This window comes from Microbacterium sp. NPDC056003 (assembly GCF_042274785.1).
In the GTDB taxonomy this organism is placed as follows: Bacteria; Actinomycetota; Actinomycetes; order Actinomycetales; family Microbacteriaceae; genus Microbacterium.
In genome coordinates this window covers 1,970,872-1,984,920 of record NZ_JBHJXQ010000001.1, presented here as the reverse complement: position 1 = coordinate 1,984,920, position 14,049 = coordinate 1,970,872, and the positions used below count along the sequence as shown (strand labels likewise).

The window sequence follows — 14,049 nt, the reverse complement described above, 5'->3', positions numbered from 1 at the left end:
TTACTTCTTGTTGCGGCGCTGGTGGCGAGTCTTGCGAAGCAGCTTGCGGTGCTTCTTCTTCGCCATGCGCTTGCGGCGCTTCTTGATGACTGAACCCACGGAAAACCTCACAATGTCGGGGTCTGGGCGCGACGCGTGCGCGCCCGGGAACGGGCAGATGCGGAAAATGCCTCGGGACAGTCTAGCCGACGTCGGCGATGGGCCGTTGCAGAGCCTCGGTGACCGCCGATTCGGGAACCCGGTAGCTGCGACCGAAGCGCACCGCAGGCAGCTCGCCCGAATGGACGAGGCGATAGACCGTCATCTTCGAGACGCGCATGAGCTCGGCGACCTCGGCGACGGTCAGGAAGCGCACGTCGGGCAGTTCCGCCATGTCGACCCTTTCCCCAGAGAGTGATCGGGGTTTTCCCCAGTTCTGAGCACACTCTAGAGCGCCGGAGGGACGCGTGTAAACCTGTGTGACTCGTGGTGATGCTGTGATCCTCGCCGAGTCATTTCTCAGGGCGTTGCCGGGCACGACGCTCTCGGGCCTCCCGCGCGACCTGCCGCTCGATCCGGCGGGCGTCGCGCAGCGCCTTCTCCGCCTGGCGTACGGCTTTGCGCGCCTCACGGAACTTCTTGTCGTCGGCGATGTCGGCGTCGTCCATCCCGGTCCAGGGCGCGCGATCCGCGCGCCGTCCCTTGTCCACTCCGGCGATGTAGGCCGCCACGCCGTCGAGGCTGCGCTCGAGGTTGAACGCGAAGGGGTCGGACTCGTCGAGGAAGACACCGGCATCGATCGCCGCACGCAGGTCGGGGTAGGCGTCAGCCGTGATGAGCTGGCGGTAGAGCGCGTCCTCCGTACGCGTGATGTCGGCGTCGGTCACGCCGCGCTCGCGCTCCACGCGCGCGTAGCCTGCGAGGACCATGCCCGTCCATCGGGCGTGACCGGTGACCAGCAGCATCACCGACAGGCGCTCCTCGTGAGTGAGCGGAGTGTCCGCGAGGGCATGGAGCCCGGCATCCATCCATGCCGCGCTGTTCGGCGTCGTGGGCGATCCGGTGATCGGGACGTCGAGCACCCACGGATGCTCGAGGTATCGCTGGACCTGCTCACGATAGACGGCGTGCAGTCCCTCGCGCCAGGTGCCGGAGGCGCGGATCTCTTCGGAGGGCAGACCCGTCGCCTCCTCCTGCATGAGCAGCAGAAGGTCATCCTTGGCGGTGACGTAGCGGTAGAGCGACATCGGCGTGTAGCCCAGCCGCGCGGCGACCGCTGCCATCGACACGGCGGCGAGCCCGTCGGCATCCGCGATCTCGACGGCGGCCTCGACGATGCGCTCGACGCTCATCTCGCGCTTGGGGCCACGCTGCGGGTTCGCTGCGACGCCCCAGGCGAGGGCGACTCCACGCGGAAGCTCGGTCTCTGAGGCATCCGTCATGCCGTCAGTCTAGGACTGTTTATCTGATAAACAGTGTGTTAGCGTCATAAACAGTTTCGACCATACACAGTGGAGGTATCGCATGACCCCCGAGATCAGCACTCCCGCCATCGACGTCCGCGGCGCACGAAAGGCGTTCGGTGCGCAGGTCGTGCTCGATGACCTCGACCTCGTCGTCCGCCGCGGCGAGGTCTTCGCACTGCTCGGACCCAACGGGGCGGGCAAGACGACGACGATCAACGTCCTCTCCACTCTCACTCGCCCCGACGCGGGCGCTGTGGCGGTCGCCGGCATCGACGTCGTCCGCGATCCCGACGGCGTGAAGCGACGCATCAGCCTGACCGGTCAGGCCACCGCCGTGGACGATGTGCTGACGGGCATCGAGAACCTCACGATGCTGGGCCGGCTGTCGGGGCTCTCTCCCCGGCGCGCACGACGCCGGGCCGCCGAGCTGCTCGAGCGCTTCGACCTCGCCGATGCTGCGACCAAGCGCGTCGGCGCCTACTCCGGTGGTATGCGGCGTCGACTCGACCTGGCGCTGAGCTTCATCGTCACCCCCGAGGTGCTCTTCCTCGACGAGCCGACCACGGGGCTCGACACGCGCAGCCGGCGCGAGCTGTGGGACGTGATCCGCTCGCTCGCCGACGCGGGCACGACGGTGTTCCTCACCACCCAGTACCTCGAGGAGGCCGACCAGCTCGCCGACCGCATCGCCGTGCTGGACGGTGGCCGCATCGTCGCCACCGGCACCGCCGCCCAGTTGAAGGCGCGCGTCGGCGGCGACACCGTCGAACTGCATGACTCCCACGGCGACCTGCTGCGCGAGGTGCCGACCGACGGCACCGTCTCGGGCCTGCGCCGCGCGCTGGACGTGCTCGATGAAGCCGGCGCCGAGGGCGTCGTGACACTGCGGCGCCCGAGCCTCGACGACGTGTTCCTCGCCCTCACCTCACCCGACACCCGCCACACGGCGCCCGCAGCGAAGGAGATCGCATGACCACTCTGACCCTCTCCCCCGACGCGCCCGCGCTGCGGCCGCGCGTCGGCGGGCTCGTCGCCGAGAGCGTGTTCGTCGGCCGCAGTCTGCGTCACTCCCTGCGCGACGGCGAGTCGCTCCTGATGGCGATCATGCTCCCCGTCCTGCTGATGCTGCTGTTCACCTACGTGTTCGGCGGCGCGATCGACCCCACCGGCGGCTACGTCGATTACGTCGTGCCCGGGATCATCCTGCTGTGCGCCGGGTTCGGAGCATCCAGCACCGCGGTCTATGTCGCGAGCGACATGAAAGCGGGCATCATCGACCGGTTCCGCACGATGCCGGTACGGGCGAGCGCCGTGCTGACCGGCCACGTCGTGGCGAGCCTGCTGCGCAACCTCGTCGCGACCGGGCTCGTCGTGTGCGTCGCGCTGCTGGTCGGATTCCGGCCCACCGCCGACGCGTGGGGGTGGGCGGGTGCGCTCGGGATGATCGCGCTGTGGATCCTCGCGATCACCTACCTGTTCGCGGCCCTCGGCCTCGCGTCGAAGAGCCCCGAAGGCGCCAACGCCTACGGGTTCATCATCCTGTTCCTGCCGTACCTGTCGAGCGCGTTCGTGCCGGTGGACTCGATGCCGCAGTGGCTGCAGTGGATCGCCGAGAACCAGCCGGTGACGCCGATCATCGAGACCATCCGGGGGCTGCTCATGGGCACGCCGATGAACGGTCAGGCGTGGTGGGGAGTCGGCTGGTGCGTCGCGATCCTGTTCGCGTCGTTCGCGTGGGGCGCCTGGCTGTTCCGCCGCAAGGCAGGGCGCCGCTGAGGCTGGTAGCCGCTGAGGCTGGGGGCGCTGAGGCTGGATGCGCTTCGGGACGTCGCGTCAGCGAAGCATGCCCCCGGCGGCCTCCTTCGTCGGTCGCCTCCCGCCAGACCCGATGCCAGCTTCGCTGACGCGACATCCCTCCGCTCCGGCGTCGGGCGCGCGTCGCATGCGGCTCGGGTAAGAGAAGAGATCTAGCGGCCGGGGAGCTTCTTGAAGGCGTTCTCGATCGCGTACTTGGCGGATGCCGCAGCCCGTCCCACCACGTCGGCGGCATGCGCCGCCGAGTCGGGCAGCGTCGAACCTGCGTACTGCGGGGCGTCGTCGTCGCCGAGAAAGGGGAGCAGCCAGTCGTCGACCTCGTCGAGAGGCTCGGCCGACAGACTGTAGTACCGGTGCTGTCCTTCCTCTCGCACCGAGACGAGGTGCGCTTCGCGCAGCACCTTGAGATGCTTCGACACGGTGGGCTGGCTCGCCCCGAGCTCATGCACGATGTGCGAGACGCTCGTCCCCCGTTCTCCGGCGGCGGCGCGGTCGAGCAGGAGTCGCAGGATGTCGCGACGTGTGCCGTCCGCGATCACGTCGAAGATATCCGCCATGTGCTCAGATTAGTCAAGAGCCCCGCGGAGTACCATGACGGGAGTCTCGGCGAAGGGGGCGACATGGCGACTGACCCGGCAGGGTCGATCGTGCGCCGCGTGCCATCGGCGCTGAAGGCCGCGTGGGACCGCCTGCGCAATCTCACGACATCGTCGCCCGCGCGTTTCGCCGTCCTCGTCTTCGCGTCGCTCGTGCTGCTGTTCACGGCGCTGCTGTCGCTTCCTGCGGCGAGCGCCGACGGCCGTCGGCTGCCCCTCGCCGACGCCCTGTTCACTGCGGTGTCGACGATCTGCGTGACGGGACTCACGACGGTCGACATCGCCACGACGTTCTCGCTGCTCGGCAAGGTTTTCATCTTCATCGGCGTCAACATCGGCGGGATGGGGGTGCTGACCCTCGCCTCGATCCTCGGTCTGGTGATCTCGAAGCGGCTCGGCCTGCGTGCCAAGCTCATCGCGGCGAGCGACTCGAACCCGCTGCGCTCGCACGGCGGCCCGGTGAACGAGGGCCAGACCGTGAGGCTCGGCGAAGTCGGCACGCTGCTGCGCACGGTCGCACTCTCGACGCTCCTCATCGAGGCGCTCGTCGCGATCGCCCTCTACCCCTCGCTCGTCTTCGCGGGGATCCGCCCCCTCGAAGCCCTGTGGGAGGCGCCGTTCTACGCGGCGATGGCCTTCACGAACACCGGCTTCACCCCGAATCCGGGCGGCCTCGTGCCGTTCGCCGACGACTACTTCCTGCTCACGGTGCTCATGGCCGGTGTGTTCCTCGGCAGCATCGGCTTCCCTGTCATCTACGCACTGTGGAAGCACTACTGGCACGTGCGCCGCTGGCCGCTGCACACGAAGCTCACGATCATCACCACAGTGCTGCTGTTCTTCGCCGGCGCGGCGGCGTTCCTCGCGCTGGAGTACGGCAACCCCAAGACGTTCGGCTCGATGGACGCGTGGGACACGACGTTCCAGGCGTTCTTCCTCTCGGCGATGACCCGCTCGGGCGGGTTCGCCGTGGTCGACATCGGCGACCTGTACGGCTCGTCGCTCATCGTGGGCTGCATGCTGATGTTCGTCGGCGGCGGATCGGCGTCCACCGCCGGCGGCATCAAGGTCACGACGCTCGCCGTCCTCGCGCTGGCCGTGTGGTCCGAGGCCAAGGGCCGCCAGTCCGTCGAGGCGTTCGGGCGCCGCATCCCGAGCGACGTCCAGCGCGTCGCGCTCTCCGTCGTCGCCTGGGGCGCCACGATCGTCGCCCTGTCGACGATCACCATCGCCCAGATCAGCCAGGCTCCGGTCTCCGACGTCCTCTTCGACGTCATCTCCGGGTTCGCGACCGTCGGCCTGTCGACCGGACTCACCTCCGAGCTCACCGACCCCGCGGTGTACGTCATGGCCCTGACGATCTTCATGGGGCGCATTGGTACAGTGACACTCGCCGCGGCGGTGGCCGCGACATCCCGTTCGCAGCTCTACTCGCTGCCGGTGGAAAGGCCGATCGTTGGTTGAGCGCATCAGGAGCGACGCACCGGTTCTGGTGATCGGACTCGGACGATTCGGCGCCGCCTGTGCCGGCGAGCTCGACAGGCTCGACCGCGAGGTGCTCGCGATCGACGAGAACCTCGAGCTGGTGCAGAAGTGGTCCGAGCGCGTCACGCACACCGTGCAGGCCGACGCGCGCAACATCGAAGCGCTCAAGCAGATCGGCGCGCAGGACTTCCAGGTGGCCGTGGTTGCCGTCGGCTCGTCGATCGAGGCATCCGTTCTCATCACCGCCAGCCTCGTCGACTTGAAGGTCCCCCAGATCTGGGCCAAGGCGGTGTCGCAGTCGCACGGCAAGATCCTCGCCCGCGTCGGCGCGAACCACGTCATCTATCCCGAGCGCGAGGCCGGCGAGCGTGTCGCGCACCTCGTGAGCGGACGCATGCTCGACTTCATCCGCTTCGACGACGACTTCGTGCTGGCCAAGATGTACCCGCCGAAGTTCATCCGCGGCGTGGGCCTCAACGAGTCGGGCGTGCGCACCAAGTACAACGTGACGGTCGTGGGCGTGAAGAGTCCCGGCAAGCCGTTCCGCTACGCGGAGGCGAACACCGTGGTGACCAACCACGACCTCATCATCGTGTCGGGCACGAACTCCGACATCGAGCGCTTCGCCGCCCTCGACCGGTAGCCGATGTCGCAGGCCCGGAGAAGACTCGGGTGATGATCGAGAGAGCTGAAGCGGATGCCGCGGCCCGCCGCTGGATCGCGCGGTACGTCACGGCGTGGAACAGCAACGACGAGGCCGATATCCGCGGCCTGTTCACCGACGACGCGCGATACCGGTACGAACCGTGGCGCCCGGCCATCGAGGGGTCCGACGCGATTGTCGCCTCGTGGCTCGAGCGCCGCGACGAGCCCGGCACATTCACGTTCGAAGGCGACGTCGCCGGGATCGACGGACGCACGTTCTTCTACAGCGGCGTGACGCGCTACGACTCCGGCACCGTCTACAGCAACCTCTGGGTCGTCGCGCTCGCCGACGGTCTCGAGCGGGCCGAGTCCTTCACCGAGTGGTGGATGGACCAGGCCGAGAAGAGCGGGGACTGAGCGCCGTCGGCGAGGGTCTCGATACACGGCTGCGCCGCACTCGACCGCCGGGGAACAGCAGCTAGGCGCCCGCCGCCAGCTCCTTGGCCCGGGCCAGGGCGGCGTCGGTCGCCCGGGCGAACACGTCGTCGAGCCGGGCATCGTGCAGCACCGCCACCGCACGCTCGGTCGTGCCCTTCGGGCTCGTCACGCGGCGGCGCAGCTCGGCGGGGTCATCGTCGGAGGCCTCGAGCAGCGCGGCGGCGCCGATGAACGTCTGCTCGGCCATGAGCCGGGCGTCCGCATCGGAGAAGCCCTTGCCGATCGCGGCCTTGGTGAACTCCTCGACCACGAGGAAGAAGTAGGCCGGCCCCGAGCCCGAGATGGTCGAGAGCGCGTCGATCTGCCCCTCCGGAACCTCCACGACCGTGCCGACCGTCTCGAACAGCCGCCGGACGACCGCGACGGCGTCCGCCTCGGCGTGCGTTCCGGCCGCCAGCCCCGTCACGCCCCGCCCGACGAGCGACGGGGTGTTCGGCATCGAGCGCAGCACCGCCACGTCGTCGCCGAGCAGTGACTCGAACGTCGCGATCGTGACGCCCGCGGCGAGGCTCACGACGATCGTGCCCGCGCGCAGGCTCGGGGCGATCTCTCGCAACAGGTCGGGCACCATGGCGGGCTTGACGCCGATGAGCACGATGTCGGCAGCGGACGCGGCATCCGTGTTGCCCGTCGGCTGCGCCTCGAGCGCGATGCTCGTCACACCTGTGAGGCCCTCGAGCTCGGCCGCCTTGGCGGCAGAGCGATTGGTCGCGGTGACGCCGCCCGCCGCGAGTCCCGAGCGCACGAGCCCGTGAAGGATCGCGCCGCCCATCGAGCCGGCGCCGAGGATCGCGATCGGAGGAAGGGCAGGGGTGTCGGTCATTGCGCCATCCTACGAGCGCGGGGCGCGGCATCCACTTGCCTTCAGTCTTGACTTATATAAGTAGCAATGCAAATATTGCCTCATGCACGCACTCGACGTCCTGGGAGACCCGGTGCGCCGCCGCCTGCTCGAGCTGCTGGCGGGCGGCGAGCGCAGCGCGGGCGACCTCGGCGAGGTCGTGCAGCGCGAGTTCGGCATCTCACAGCCGGCCGTCTCGCAGCACCTCCGGGTGCTGCGGGAATCGGGGTTCGCGACCGTGCGGCCGGACGGCACACGTCGCCTGTACGCGATCGACCCTGCCCCGCTGGAAGCAGCGGACGGCTGGTTCGATCCGTTCCGGCGGATGTGGCAGCCGAAGCTCGATGCGCTCGGCACCGAGCTCGCGCGCGGGCGGCGAGCACGGCGCCAGGCGGCGCATCAGCCCGCCGACGACCGCGAGACAGCCGACAACGGAAGCAGCAACAGCAGCAGCACCAACGACGATGATGATGAGGTGAACTGACATGGTGGACGTCAACGCCCAGATCGGTGCGGTCGACCGCACCCTGCGCACGACCGAGCTCGACGGCGAGGAGGCGCGGGTCCAGTCGCTCGCGCAGACGTACCCGTCGACGATCGACGACGTGTGGGACGCCGTCACCACCGGTGAGCGCATCGCGCGCTGGTTCGCGCCCGTTGAGGGCGATCTGCGCCTCGGCGGCCGGTACCAGGTGGTCGGCAACGCCGGCGGCGAGGTGCTCGCCTGCACTCCCCCGCACGACGGCGTCGCGTCGTACCGCGTCACCTGGGAGTACGGCGGCGGCATCTCGTGGCTCGAGATCGGCCTCACGAGCCTCGGCGACGCCCGCACGCAGCTGGTGCTCACCCACACGGCGAAGACCGAGGGACTCCCGCCCGGATTCTGGGAGACGTACGGCCCCGGCGCCACCGGCGTCGGCTGGGACATGGGGCTCCTCGGACTCTCGCTCCACCTCACCGGCGGCGAGCGCATTGCGCCGGAAGAGGCCGAGGCATGGCAGGTGAGCGACGAGGGCAAGCGGTTCTCGCGCGCCGCCGCCGATGGCTGGGCCCAGGCGCACATCGCCGACGGCGGGGATGCGGATGCCGCGGCCACAGCTGCGACGAACACCTACCTGTTCTACACCGGGCAGACCGCCGACGAGACGCCGGAGGCCTGACCCGCGGCAACCGCGGCGCGCTGAACGTGAAAGTCGGTTCACCCATGGGTCGGGCGGGGCTATAGTCGAGTCAGCGGGGGCGGGGCGTCCCCGTGCGACAGCGGAGGACCCGATCATGACCCTCTTCGACGGCATCACGCAGCGCGTCATCGAAACGCCGCGGCTGAACGTCAGCATCCTCGAGCGGGAGGGCGACAGCGATGCCACGCCCGGCGATCGCACGGTCATCCTCGTCCACGGCAACGTCTCGTCGTCGCTGTTCTGGCAGGAGCTGATGCAGGACCTGCCGAGCGATCTGCGGGTGATCGCGATCGACCTCCGCGGCTTCGGCGGCTCCGAGCACGCGCCGATCGACGCCACACGCGGTGTGCGCGACTTCAGCGACGACGTGCACGCCACCCTGGAGGCCCTCGGCATCGGCCGCGCGCACTTCGTCGGCTGGTCCATGGGCGGCGGGGTGATCATGCAGTACGCGCTCGACCACGGCGCACTCAGCCTCACGCTGGAGTCCCCCGTCTCACCGTTCGGCGTCGGGCCCACGCGCCGCGACGGTTCGCGGCTCACCGACGACGACGCGGGCTGCGGCGGGGGCGGGACCAACCCCGACTTCGTGCAGCGCATCATCGACCACGACGAGACGGACGAGGCTGCGACCTCTCCGCGGAGCGTGTTCCGCGCGAGCTATGTGGCGCCCGGGTTCACCTCGGAGCACGAGGACGTGTGGGTGACGTCGATGCTGTCGACCTCGACCGCGACCGGCAACTACCCGGGCGACAGCACAACGAGCGAGAACTGGCCCGGGTTCGCGCCCGGCACCATCGGCGTCCTCAACACGATGGCGCCGAAGTACTTCGACGTGTCGGGCGTCGTCGACCTCGCCGAGAAGCCTCCGATCCTGTGGGTGCACGGCCTCCTCGACGCGATCGTGTCCGACGCCTCGCTGTACGACTTCAACAACCTCGGCAAGCTCGGCATCGTGCCGGGGTGGCCGGGCGACGAGGTCGCGCCCCCGCAGCCGATGGTGTCGCAGATGCGCGACGTGCTGGCTCGCTACTCGGATGCCGGCGGCGACGTGACCGAGCTCGCCCTCGAGAACGTCGGTCACACCGCGCACCTCGAGCGTCCCGCAGAGTTCCGCCACGCGCTGCTGACCGTGATCGGCTATGTCGGACCGTCCGCCCACCCGTCGCCGCCGACCGAGGCGATCATCATCCGCTCCTCCGACTGAGGCCACGTCAACCGGGCGGACGCACCACGGCGGCATCCGTAGACTCGTCGCATGAGTGCTTCCGGCGGCGGCAAGGCGATCATCGCGGCGTTCCTGGCGAACATGGGCATCGCCCTCGCGAAGTTCATCGCATGGTTCATCTCGGGCTCGGCGTCGATGCTCGCCGAGGCGATCCACTCGGTCGCCGACTCGGGCAACCAGCTCCTCCTGCTGCTCGGCGGGCGGCGCGCGAAGCGCGCGGCCGATCGCGAGCACCCTTTCGGCTACGGGCGCGAGCGCTACGTCTACGCCTTCGTCGTGTCGATCATCCTGTTCTCGGTCGGCGGCCTGTTCTCGATCTACGAGGGCATCGAGAAGCTCACCCATCCCCACGAGGTCACCAACTACTGGGTGCCGATCGTGGTGCTCGTGATCGCGATCGTGCTCGAGTCGTTCTCGCTGCGCACGGCGATCAAGGAGAGCAACCTCGTGCGTGGTCCGCGCCAGTCGTGGGTGTCGTTCGTTCGGCACTCGAAGGCTCCCGAGCTGCCCGTCGTGCTGCTCGAGGACGTCGGCGCCCTCACCGGACTGGCGTTCGCCCTGTTCGGCGTCGGCATGACCGCCATCACGCACAACCCGCTCTTCGACGCGCTCGGCACACTGATGATCGGCACGCTGCTGATCATCATCGCCATCGTCCTCGGCATCGAAACCAAGAGCCTCCTCGTGGGCGAGGGCGCGACCACCGCCGACCACGACCGCATCGTCACCGCGATCCTCGAGGGCCACGAGATCGAGAAGCTCATCCACATCAAGACGCTCTACCTCGGGCCCGACGAGCTGCTCGTCGCGGCCAAGCTCGGGTTCGCGTCCGACAAGCCGCTCGCCTCGGTCGCCGCCGACATCGACCGCATCGAGACCCGCGTGCGCGACGCGGTGCCCACGGCCCGCGTTCTCTACTTCGAGCCCGACATCTACCGACCGGGCGACGATCCCACTCCCCCGACGTCGGACTTCGTCATCCGCTCGGCCGACTGAGCGATGGAGTACTGCCTCTTCACCGAGCCGCAGCAGGGCGCGACCTACGACGACCAGCTCGCATTCGCGCAGGCCGGCGAGCGTCTCGGATTCGACGCGTTCTTCCGCTCCGACCACTACCTGCACATGGGCGCCGGCGATCCGCTGCCGGGCCCGACCGACGCATGGACGACCCTCGCGGGGCTCGCGCGGGAGACGTCGCGCATCCGTCTCGGCACGCTGGTGTCGTCGGTCACCTACCGGCAGCCGGGCATCCTGGCGATCCAGGTCGCGCAGGTCGACGCGATGTCGGGCGGACGAGTCGAGCTCGGGCTCGGCACAGGCTGGTTCGAGCGCGAGCACCGGGCGTACGGCATCCCGTTCCCCGCGAAGCGGTTCGACCTGCTCGAGGAGCAGCTCGCGATCGTCGCGGGTCTGTGGCGCACCCCCGTCGAGGAGACATTCTCGTTCTCGGGAAGACACTACGAGCTGACGGATGCTCCGCCCCTGCCCCGCCCGGTGCAGGAGCGGATCCCGCTGATCGTGGGCGGCGCCGGCCCCCGACGCACGCCCGAGCTCGCCGCCCGGTTCGCCACGGAGTTCAACATCGGGTTCCGCCCCGAGCACGAGATCGCCGAGCGCTTCGCCGGGGTGCGCGCCGCGTGCGAGCGCATCGGCCGCGACCCCGGCACGCTGAAGCTCTCGGTTGCGCTGCCGACGCTGGCCGCGGCATCCGCTCCAGAACTCGACCGCAGGGCGGCGAACATCGGTCGCACGGTGGACCAGCTGCGCGGCGACACCGACATCGTCGGCTCGCGGGATGAGATCATCGCCAAGGTCGAGCGGATCGCCGCGCTCGGCGCCGATCGCCTCTACCTGCAGCTGATGGACCTGCAGGACGTCGACCAGGTCGAGTACCTCGGTCAGGACGTGCTGCCGCATCTCCCCCGCTGAGTCAGCCCCGCGTCACCGGCAGACGGTACGACGGGAGACCGCGCCGGCGCACGAGCCATTCCGCGACCACCAGGTTCGGCAGCCAGCAGAGGAAGGGCACCGCCGCGTATGCGTTCGCGAACGCCGTTCCCATGTCGACGGACTGCCCGAGCAGCATCGGCGACATCATGAGCAGCGGCAGCCATAGCCGCAGCGTCACGCCCGCATACGTCAGTGCGTAGTTGCGGATCATCCAGGCCTGATGGCTCGGCACGTCGCCGCGACGGATCGCACGGTAGGCACGCCAGCCGGTGACGAGCCACAGCACCGCCAGCGCGCCGAATCCGAAGAACCCGACGTAGCCGGCAGGGCTGGACGGCGCGATCATGAGCCCCGCCGTCCCGCCCACGGCGACGCCGGCCAGATAGAGGCGGCCGCTCCAGCGATGCACGCGCGGTGCGCGCTCGCGCAGGCCGCGCCAGAACTGCAGTGCGCCGAGGACGAGCGCCGTCGCGCCGCCGACGATGTGCGCGTAGAACGCCGCTTGCACGAAGACCGACGTCTCGGCGTACGTCGGGGCGAGCCCGACGCCGTCACCGGCGAGCTCGCGCAACGACGCGGTGAAGTACGGCATCGCCGAGAACGCCACCACGGCGAGGGCCGAGAGCAGCACGAAGGTCCAGCCCACACGGCCGGCGGCGCGCGACCCCGGGGTGCCGACGGGAGCGGTGCGGACGGGTTCGATGAGGCGAGTCATGGCTGTCACGGTAGGGACGCCGCGGCGTGGCGGGCAGGGTGCAGACCCCCGGATGCGCGGTGCGCGAACCCCCCGATCTCGAGCGCATGAGCGAGCTCTGTCGCTGCGCGCACTGCGGGAGTACTGTTCGCTCATCGATTGCGGGGTGGCACCATGCCCGACGGAATCAACGCGCGGCCACTGGGGGCCGCGATCGCAGCGTTCGTCCTGATCACAGTCTGCGGCTGCACTGCGGCGTCGCCGATGCCGACTCCGGTGGACGTCAGCCTCCCGGGCGACCGAACGCTTCGCTCGATCATCGAGGCCGAGCCGGAGCATCCCGTGTTCGAGGTCGTGCAGGAGACCACCGACTTCGATGGCGATCACGCCGACGTCGTCTCCTACGAGAGCGGCGGCCTGCTCCTGCGTGCGGTGATCCGCCGGCCGCCGAGTGGCGCAGTCGAGAGTCCCGCCATCGTGTTCGTGCACGGGTCGGTGGATCCCGACGAGTACTCGGGCCTCACGGAGTACGACGAGCTCGCGGATGCCCTCGTCGACAGCGGCTACACGGTGGTGGTCCCCGATCTGCGCAACCACGGGGAGTCGGAGGACGACCCCGCGTGGGAGACGGACATGGATGTCGGCGCGACCCTCGACGTCGTCAACGCCGCGCGGGCGACCGCGTCCGATCCGCAGGTGGATCCCGAGCGGGTGGCGATCGTCGGGCACTCCCTGGGCGGGGCGATGGCCGTGAAGGCCGCCGTCGTGGCGCCCGACGTCGCGCGCGCCTTCGTCGCGCTGGCGCCGTCTCATGTCTCGCCCTGGGAGGACGTCAAGCGCTTCGCGTCGGGAACCCCGTTCTACGACACGATCACGGCCGCGCACGGAGACCCCGAGGAGTCACCGGACTACTGGCGTGACGTGTCGGCGCTCACCTTCGTCGATCGAATGGCGTCGCCGCTCCTCGTCGTCCACGGCACCCATGACGACGTCGTTCCCATCGGCTGGTCGAGATTCCTCAACGCGCAGTGGACCGGTGCCGGCAAGGACGTCGAACTCATCGAGGTCGAGGGTGCGGACCACTTCTTGAACGGCACCGCGCCGGTAACCCAGCGGATCACCGAGTTCCTCGCCGAGCGCATGCCCTGATCCAGCGCCGCGCGTCAGCGCCGCGAGTGCCGCGTGTCCGCGCCGCGCCTCAGCGGCGGGCGTCGAAGAAGGCGCGGAGGAGCGCGGACGCCTCGGCCTCGCGCACGCCCGCGATGACCTCCGCGCGATACGGCAGGCGCCGGTCGCGCACGACGTCGTACATCGAGCCGGCCGCGCCCGCCTTCTCGTCCCAGGCGCCGAACACCAGCCGCGAGACGCGCGACTGCAGCACGGCGCCGGCGCACATGACGCACGGCTCAAGGGTCACGACGAGCGTGCACCCCTCGAGGTTCCACGAGCCGGTGGCGGCCGCGGCCGCGCGCAGCGCGACCACCTCCGCGTGCGCCGTCGGATCGTGCTCGACCTCGCGGAGGTTCCGGCCCTCGCCGATCGGCCGGCCCGCGGCATCCGTCACCACCGCCCCGACCGGGACGTCGCCGGCCTCACCCGCAGCCGCGGCCAGCGCGAGGGCGCGGTCCATCGCGGCGAGGTCGGCGGGGTCGAACGTCACAGCACGAGCGT

The 14,049-nt window shown here is 69.7% G+C and carries 18 protein-coding genes; 11 read left to right on the top strand and 7 right to left on the bottom strand.

Translation table 11 applies throughout. The features are described 5' to 3' along the window. The 3 genes from ACFC1W_RS09015 to ACFC1W_RS09005 all read right to left on the bottom strand — a co-directional run bounded on the left by ACFC1W_RS09015 (nucleotide 1) and on the right by ACFC1W_RS09005 (nucleotide 1,421). Nucleotides 1–99: a 30S ribosomal protein bS22 gene (locus tag ACFC1W_RS09015; RefSeq protein WP_003792170.1), complete on the bottom strand. Its 99-nt coding sequence runs from the start codon at nucleotides 97–99 to the stop codon at nucleotides 1–3. Nucleotides 100–181: 82 nt separating this feature from the next. Further along, entirely contained in the window at nucleotides 182–373 is a 192-nt protein-coding gene (locus ACFC1W_RS09010; protein ID WP_019182077.1) for a helix-turn-helix domain-containing protein, read from the bottom strand. A 118-nt stretch (nucleotides 374–491) separates the two neighbouring features. Further along, nucleotides 492–1,421: a TetR/AcrR family transcriptional regulator gene (locus ACFC1W_RS09005; protein ID WP_375991207.1), complete on the bottom strand. Its 930-nt coding sequence runs from the start codon at nucleotides 1,419–1,421 to the stop codon at nucleotides 492–494. 82 nt (nucleotides 1,422–1,503) lie between these two features. Between ACFC1W_RS09005 and ACFC1W_RS09000 the strand changes: the two genes are divergently transcribed. Both ACFC1W_RS09000 and ACFC1W_RS08995 read left to right on the top strand, forming a co-directional pair. Next, entirely contained in the window at nucleotides 1,504–2,418 is a 915-nt protein-coding gene (locus ACFC1W_RS09000; RefSeq protein WP_375991204.1) for an ATP-binding cassette domain-containing protein, read from the top strand. Further along, nucleotides 2,415–3,221 carry an ABC transporter permease gene (locus tag ACFC1W_RS08995; protein WP_375991201.1) on the top strand — a complete coding sequence of 269 codons (807 nt, stop codon included), beginning with the start codon at nucleotides 2,415–2,417 and terminating at the stop codon, nucleotides 3,219–3,221. Before ACFC1W_RS09000 ends, ACFC1W_RS08995 begins: the two co-directional genes overlap by 4 nt. A 191-nt stretch (nucleotides 3,222–3,412) precedes the next feature. Here ACFC1W_RS08995 and ACFC1W_RS08990 read toward each other — a convergent pair whose 3' ends face one another. After that, nucleotides 3,413–3,817, bottom strand: a complete 405-nt coding sequence (locus ACFC1W_RS08990; RefSeq protein WP_241112085.1) for a metalloregulator ArsR/SmtB family transcription factor — start codon at nucleotides 3,815–3,817, stop codon at nucleotides 3,413–3,415. A 63-nt stretch (nucleotides 3,818–3,880) separates the two neighbouring features. On the opposite strand from ACFC1W_RS08990, the gene ACFC1W_RS08985 reads away from it, so the two are divergent. The 3 genes from ACFC1W_RS08985 to ACFC1W_RS08975 are packed head-to-tail and all read left to right on the top strand — an operon-like array spanning nucleotide 3,881 to nucleotide 6,403. Continuing rightward, nucleotides 3,881–5,320 carry a TrkH family potassium uptake protein gene (locus ACFC1W_RS08985; RefSeq protein ID WP_375991197.1) on the top strand — a complete coding sequence of 480 codons (1,440 nt, stop codon included), beginning with the start codon at nucleotides 3,881–3,883 and terminating at the stop codon, nucleotides 5,318–5,320. After that, nucleotides 5,313–5,984 (top strand): TrkA family potassium uptake protein, encoded by a 672-nt coding sequence (locus ACFC1W_RS08980; protein ID WP_241112087.1) that lies wholly within the window; start codon nucleotides 5,313–5,315, stop codon nucleotides 5,982–5,984. The genes ACFC1W_RS08985 and ACFC1W_RS08980 overlap by 8 nt, the downstream gene beginning before the upstream one ends. Nucleotides 5,985–6,016: 32 nt before the next feature. Continuing rightward, complete coding sequence (locus tag ACFC1W_RS08975) at nucleotides 6,017–6,403, top strand: nuclear transport factor 2 family protein (RefSeq protein ID WP_375991194.1); 387 nt, start codon at nucleotides 6,017–6,019, stop codon at nucleotides 6,401–6,403. Nucleotides 6,404–6,464: 61 nt separating this feature from the next. Here the strand turns inward: ACFC1W_RS08975 and proC are convergent, their stop codons facing one another. Continuing rightward, the gene (gene proC / locus ACFC1W_RS08970; RefSeq protein ID WP_375991191.1) at nucleotides 6,465–7,307 is read right to left on the bottom strand and encodes a pyrroline-5-carboxylate reductase; all 843 of its coding nucleotides are present in this window, start codon (nucleotides 7,305–7,307) and stop codon (nucleotides 6,465–6,467) included. An 82-nt stretch (nucleotides 7,308–7,389) separates the two neighbouring features. Here proC and ACFC1W_RS08965 point away from each other — a divergent pair, with 82 nt between their 5' ends. The 5 genes from ACFC1W_RS08965 (at nucleotide 7,390) to ACFC1W_RS08945 (ending at nucleotide 11,663) form a co-directional block, all read left to right on the top strand. Further along, on the top strand, nucleotides 7,390–7,809 hold the full coding sequence (locus ACFC1W_RS08965; RefSeq protein WP_375991188.1) for an ArsR/SmtB family transcription factor: 420 nt from the start codon (nucleotides 7,390–7,392) through the stop codon (nucleotides 7,807–7,809). Nucleotide 7,810: 1 nt separating this feature from the next. Continuing rightward, on the top strand, nucleotides 7,811–8,485 hold the full coding sequence (locus ACFC1W_RS08960) for an SRPBCC family protein (RefSeq protein ID WP_375991185.1): 675 nt from the start codon (nucleotides 7,811–7,813) through the stop codon (nucleotides 8,483–8,485). A gap of 115 nt (nucleotides 8,486–8,600) precedes the next feature. Beyond that, complete coding sequence (locus ACFC1W_RS08955) at nucleotides 8,601–9,713, top strand: alpha/beta hydrolase (RefSeq protein ID WP_375991182.1); 1,113 nt, start codon at nucleotides 8,601–8,603, stop codon at nucleotides 9,711–9,713. Nucleotides 9,714–9,764: 51 nt separating this feature from the next. Beyond that, nucleotides 9,765–10,730 (top strand): cation diffusion facilitator family transporter, encoded by a 966-nt coding sequence (locus tag ACFC1W_RS08950; protein WP_375991179.1) that lies wholly within the window; start codon nucleotides 9,765–9,767, stop codon nucleotides 10,728–10,730. 3 nt (nucleotides 10,731–10,733) lie between these two features. After that, nucleotides 10,734–11,663, top strand: a complete 930-nt coding sequence (locus tag ACFC1W_RS08945; RefSeq protein ID WP_375991177.1) for an LLM class F420-dependent oxidoreductase — start codon at nucleotides 10,734–10,736, stop codon at nucleotides 11,661–11,663. Nucleotide 11,664: 1 nt separating this feature from the next. Here ACFC1W_RS08945 and ACFC1W_RS08940 read toward each other — a convergent pair whose 3' ends face one another. Next, complete coding sequence (locus ACFC1W_RS08940; protein WP_375991175.1) at nucleotides 11,665–12,399, bottom strand: DUF2306 domain-containing protein; 735 nt, start codon at nucleotides 12,397–12,399, stop codon at nucleotides 11,665–11,667. 153 nt (nucleotides 12,400–12,552) lie between these two features. Here ACFC1W_RS08940 and ACFC1W_RS08935 point away from each other — a divergent pair, with 153 nt between their 5' ends. After that, nucleotides 12,553–13,527 carry an alpha/beta hydrolase family protein gene (locus tag ACFC1W_RS08935; RefSeq protein ID WP_375991172.1) on the top strand — a complete coding sequence of 325 codons (975 nt, stop codon included), beginning with the start codon at nucleotides 12,553–12,555 and terminating at the stop codon, nucleotides 13,525–13,527. 49 nt (nucleotides 13,528–13,576) lie between these two features. Here ACFC1W_RS08935 and ACFC1W_RS08930 read toward each other — a convergent pair whose 3' ends face one another. Next, complete coding sequence (locus tag ACFC1W_RS08930) at nucleotides 13,577–14,008, bottom strand: nucleoside deaminase (protein ID WP_375991475.1); 432 nt, start codon at nucleotides 14,006–14,008, stop codon at nucleotides 13,577–13,579. Nucleotides 14,009–14,049 lie beyond the last annotated feature (41 nt).

Coding starts and splice junctions, on each gene's coding strand:
- ACFC1W_RS09010 (WP_019182077.1), bottom strand. CDS start 373: ATGGCGGAACTGCCCGACGTGCGCTTCCTGACCGTCGCCGAGGTCGCC.
- ACFC1W_RS09005 (WP_375991207.1), bottom strand. CDS start 1,421: ATGACGGATGCCTCAGAGACCGAGCTTCCGCGTGGAGTCGCCCTCGCC.
- ACFC1W_RS09000 (WP_375991204.1), top strand. CDS start 1,504: ATGACCCCCGAGATCAGCACTCCCGCCATCGACGTCCGCGGCGCACGA.
- ACFC1W_RS08995 (WP_375991201.1), top strand. CDS start 2,415: ATGACCACTCTGACCCTCTCCCCCGACGCGCCCGCGCTGCGGCCGCGC.
- ACFC1W_RS08990 (WP_241112085.1), bottom strand. CDS start 3,817: ATGGCGGATATCTTCGACGTGATCGCGGACGGCACACGTCGCGACATC.
- ACFC1W_RS08985 (WP_375991197.1), top strand. CDS start 3,881: ATGGCGACTGACCCGGCAGGGTCGATCGTGCGCCGCGTGCCATCGGCG.
- ACFC1W_RS08975 (WP_375991194.1), top strand. CDS start 6,017: ATGATCGAGAGAGCTGAAGCGGATGCCGCGGCCCGCCGCTGGATCGCG.
- proC (WP_375991191.1), bottom strand. CDS start 7,307: ATGACCGACACCCCTGCCCTTCCTCCGATCGCGATCCTCGGCGCCGGC.
- ACFC1W_RS08965 (WP_375991188.1), top strand. CDS start 7,390: ATGCACGCACTCGACGTCCTGGGAGACCCGGTGCGCCGCCGCCTGCTC.
- ACFC1W_RS08960 (WP_375991185.1), top strand. CDS start 7,811: ATGGTGGACGTCAACGCCCAGATCGGTGCGGTCGACCGCACCCTGCGC.
- ACFC1W_RS08955 (WP_375991182.1), top strand. CDS start 8,601: ATGACCCTCTTCGACGGCATCACGCAGCGCGTCATCGAAACGCCGCGG.
- ACFC1W_RS08950 (WP_375991179.1), top strand. CDS start 9,765: ATGAGTGCTTCCGGCGGCGGCAAGGCGATCATCGCGGCGTTCCTGGCG.
- ACFC1W_RS08945 (WP_375991177.1), top strand. CDS start 10,734: ATGGAGTACTGCCTCTTCACCGAGCCGCAGCAGGGCGCGACCTACGAC.
- ACFC1W_RS08940 (WP_375991175.1), bottom strand. CDS start 12,399: ATGACTCGCCTCATCGAACCCGTCCGCACCGCTCCCGTCGGCACCCCG.
- ACFC1W_RS08935 (WP_375991172.1), top strand. CDS start 12,553: ATGCCCGACGGAATCAACGCGCGGCCACTGGGGGCCGCGATCGCAGCG.
- ACFC1W_RS08930 (WP_375991475.1), bottom strand. CDS start 14,008: ATGGACCGCGCCCTCGCGCTGGCCGCGGCTGCGGGTGAGGCCGGCGAC.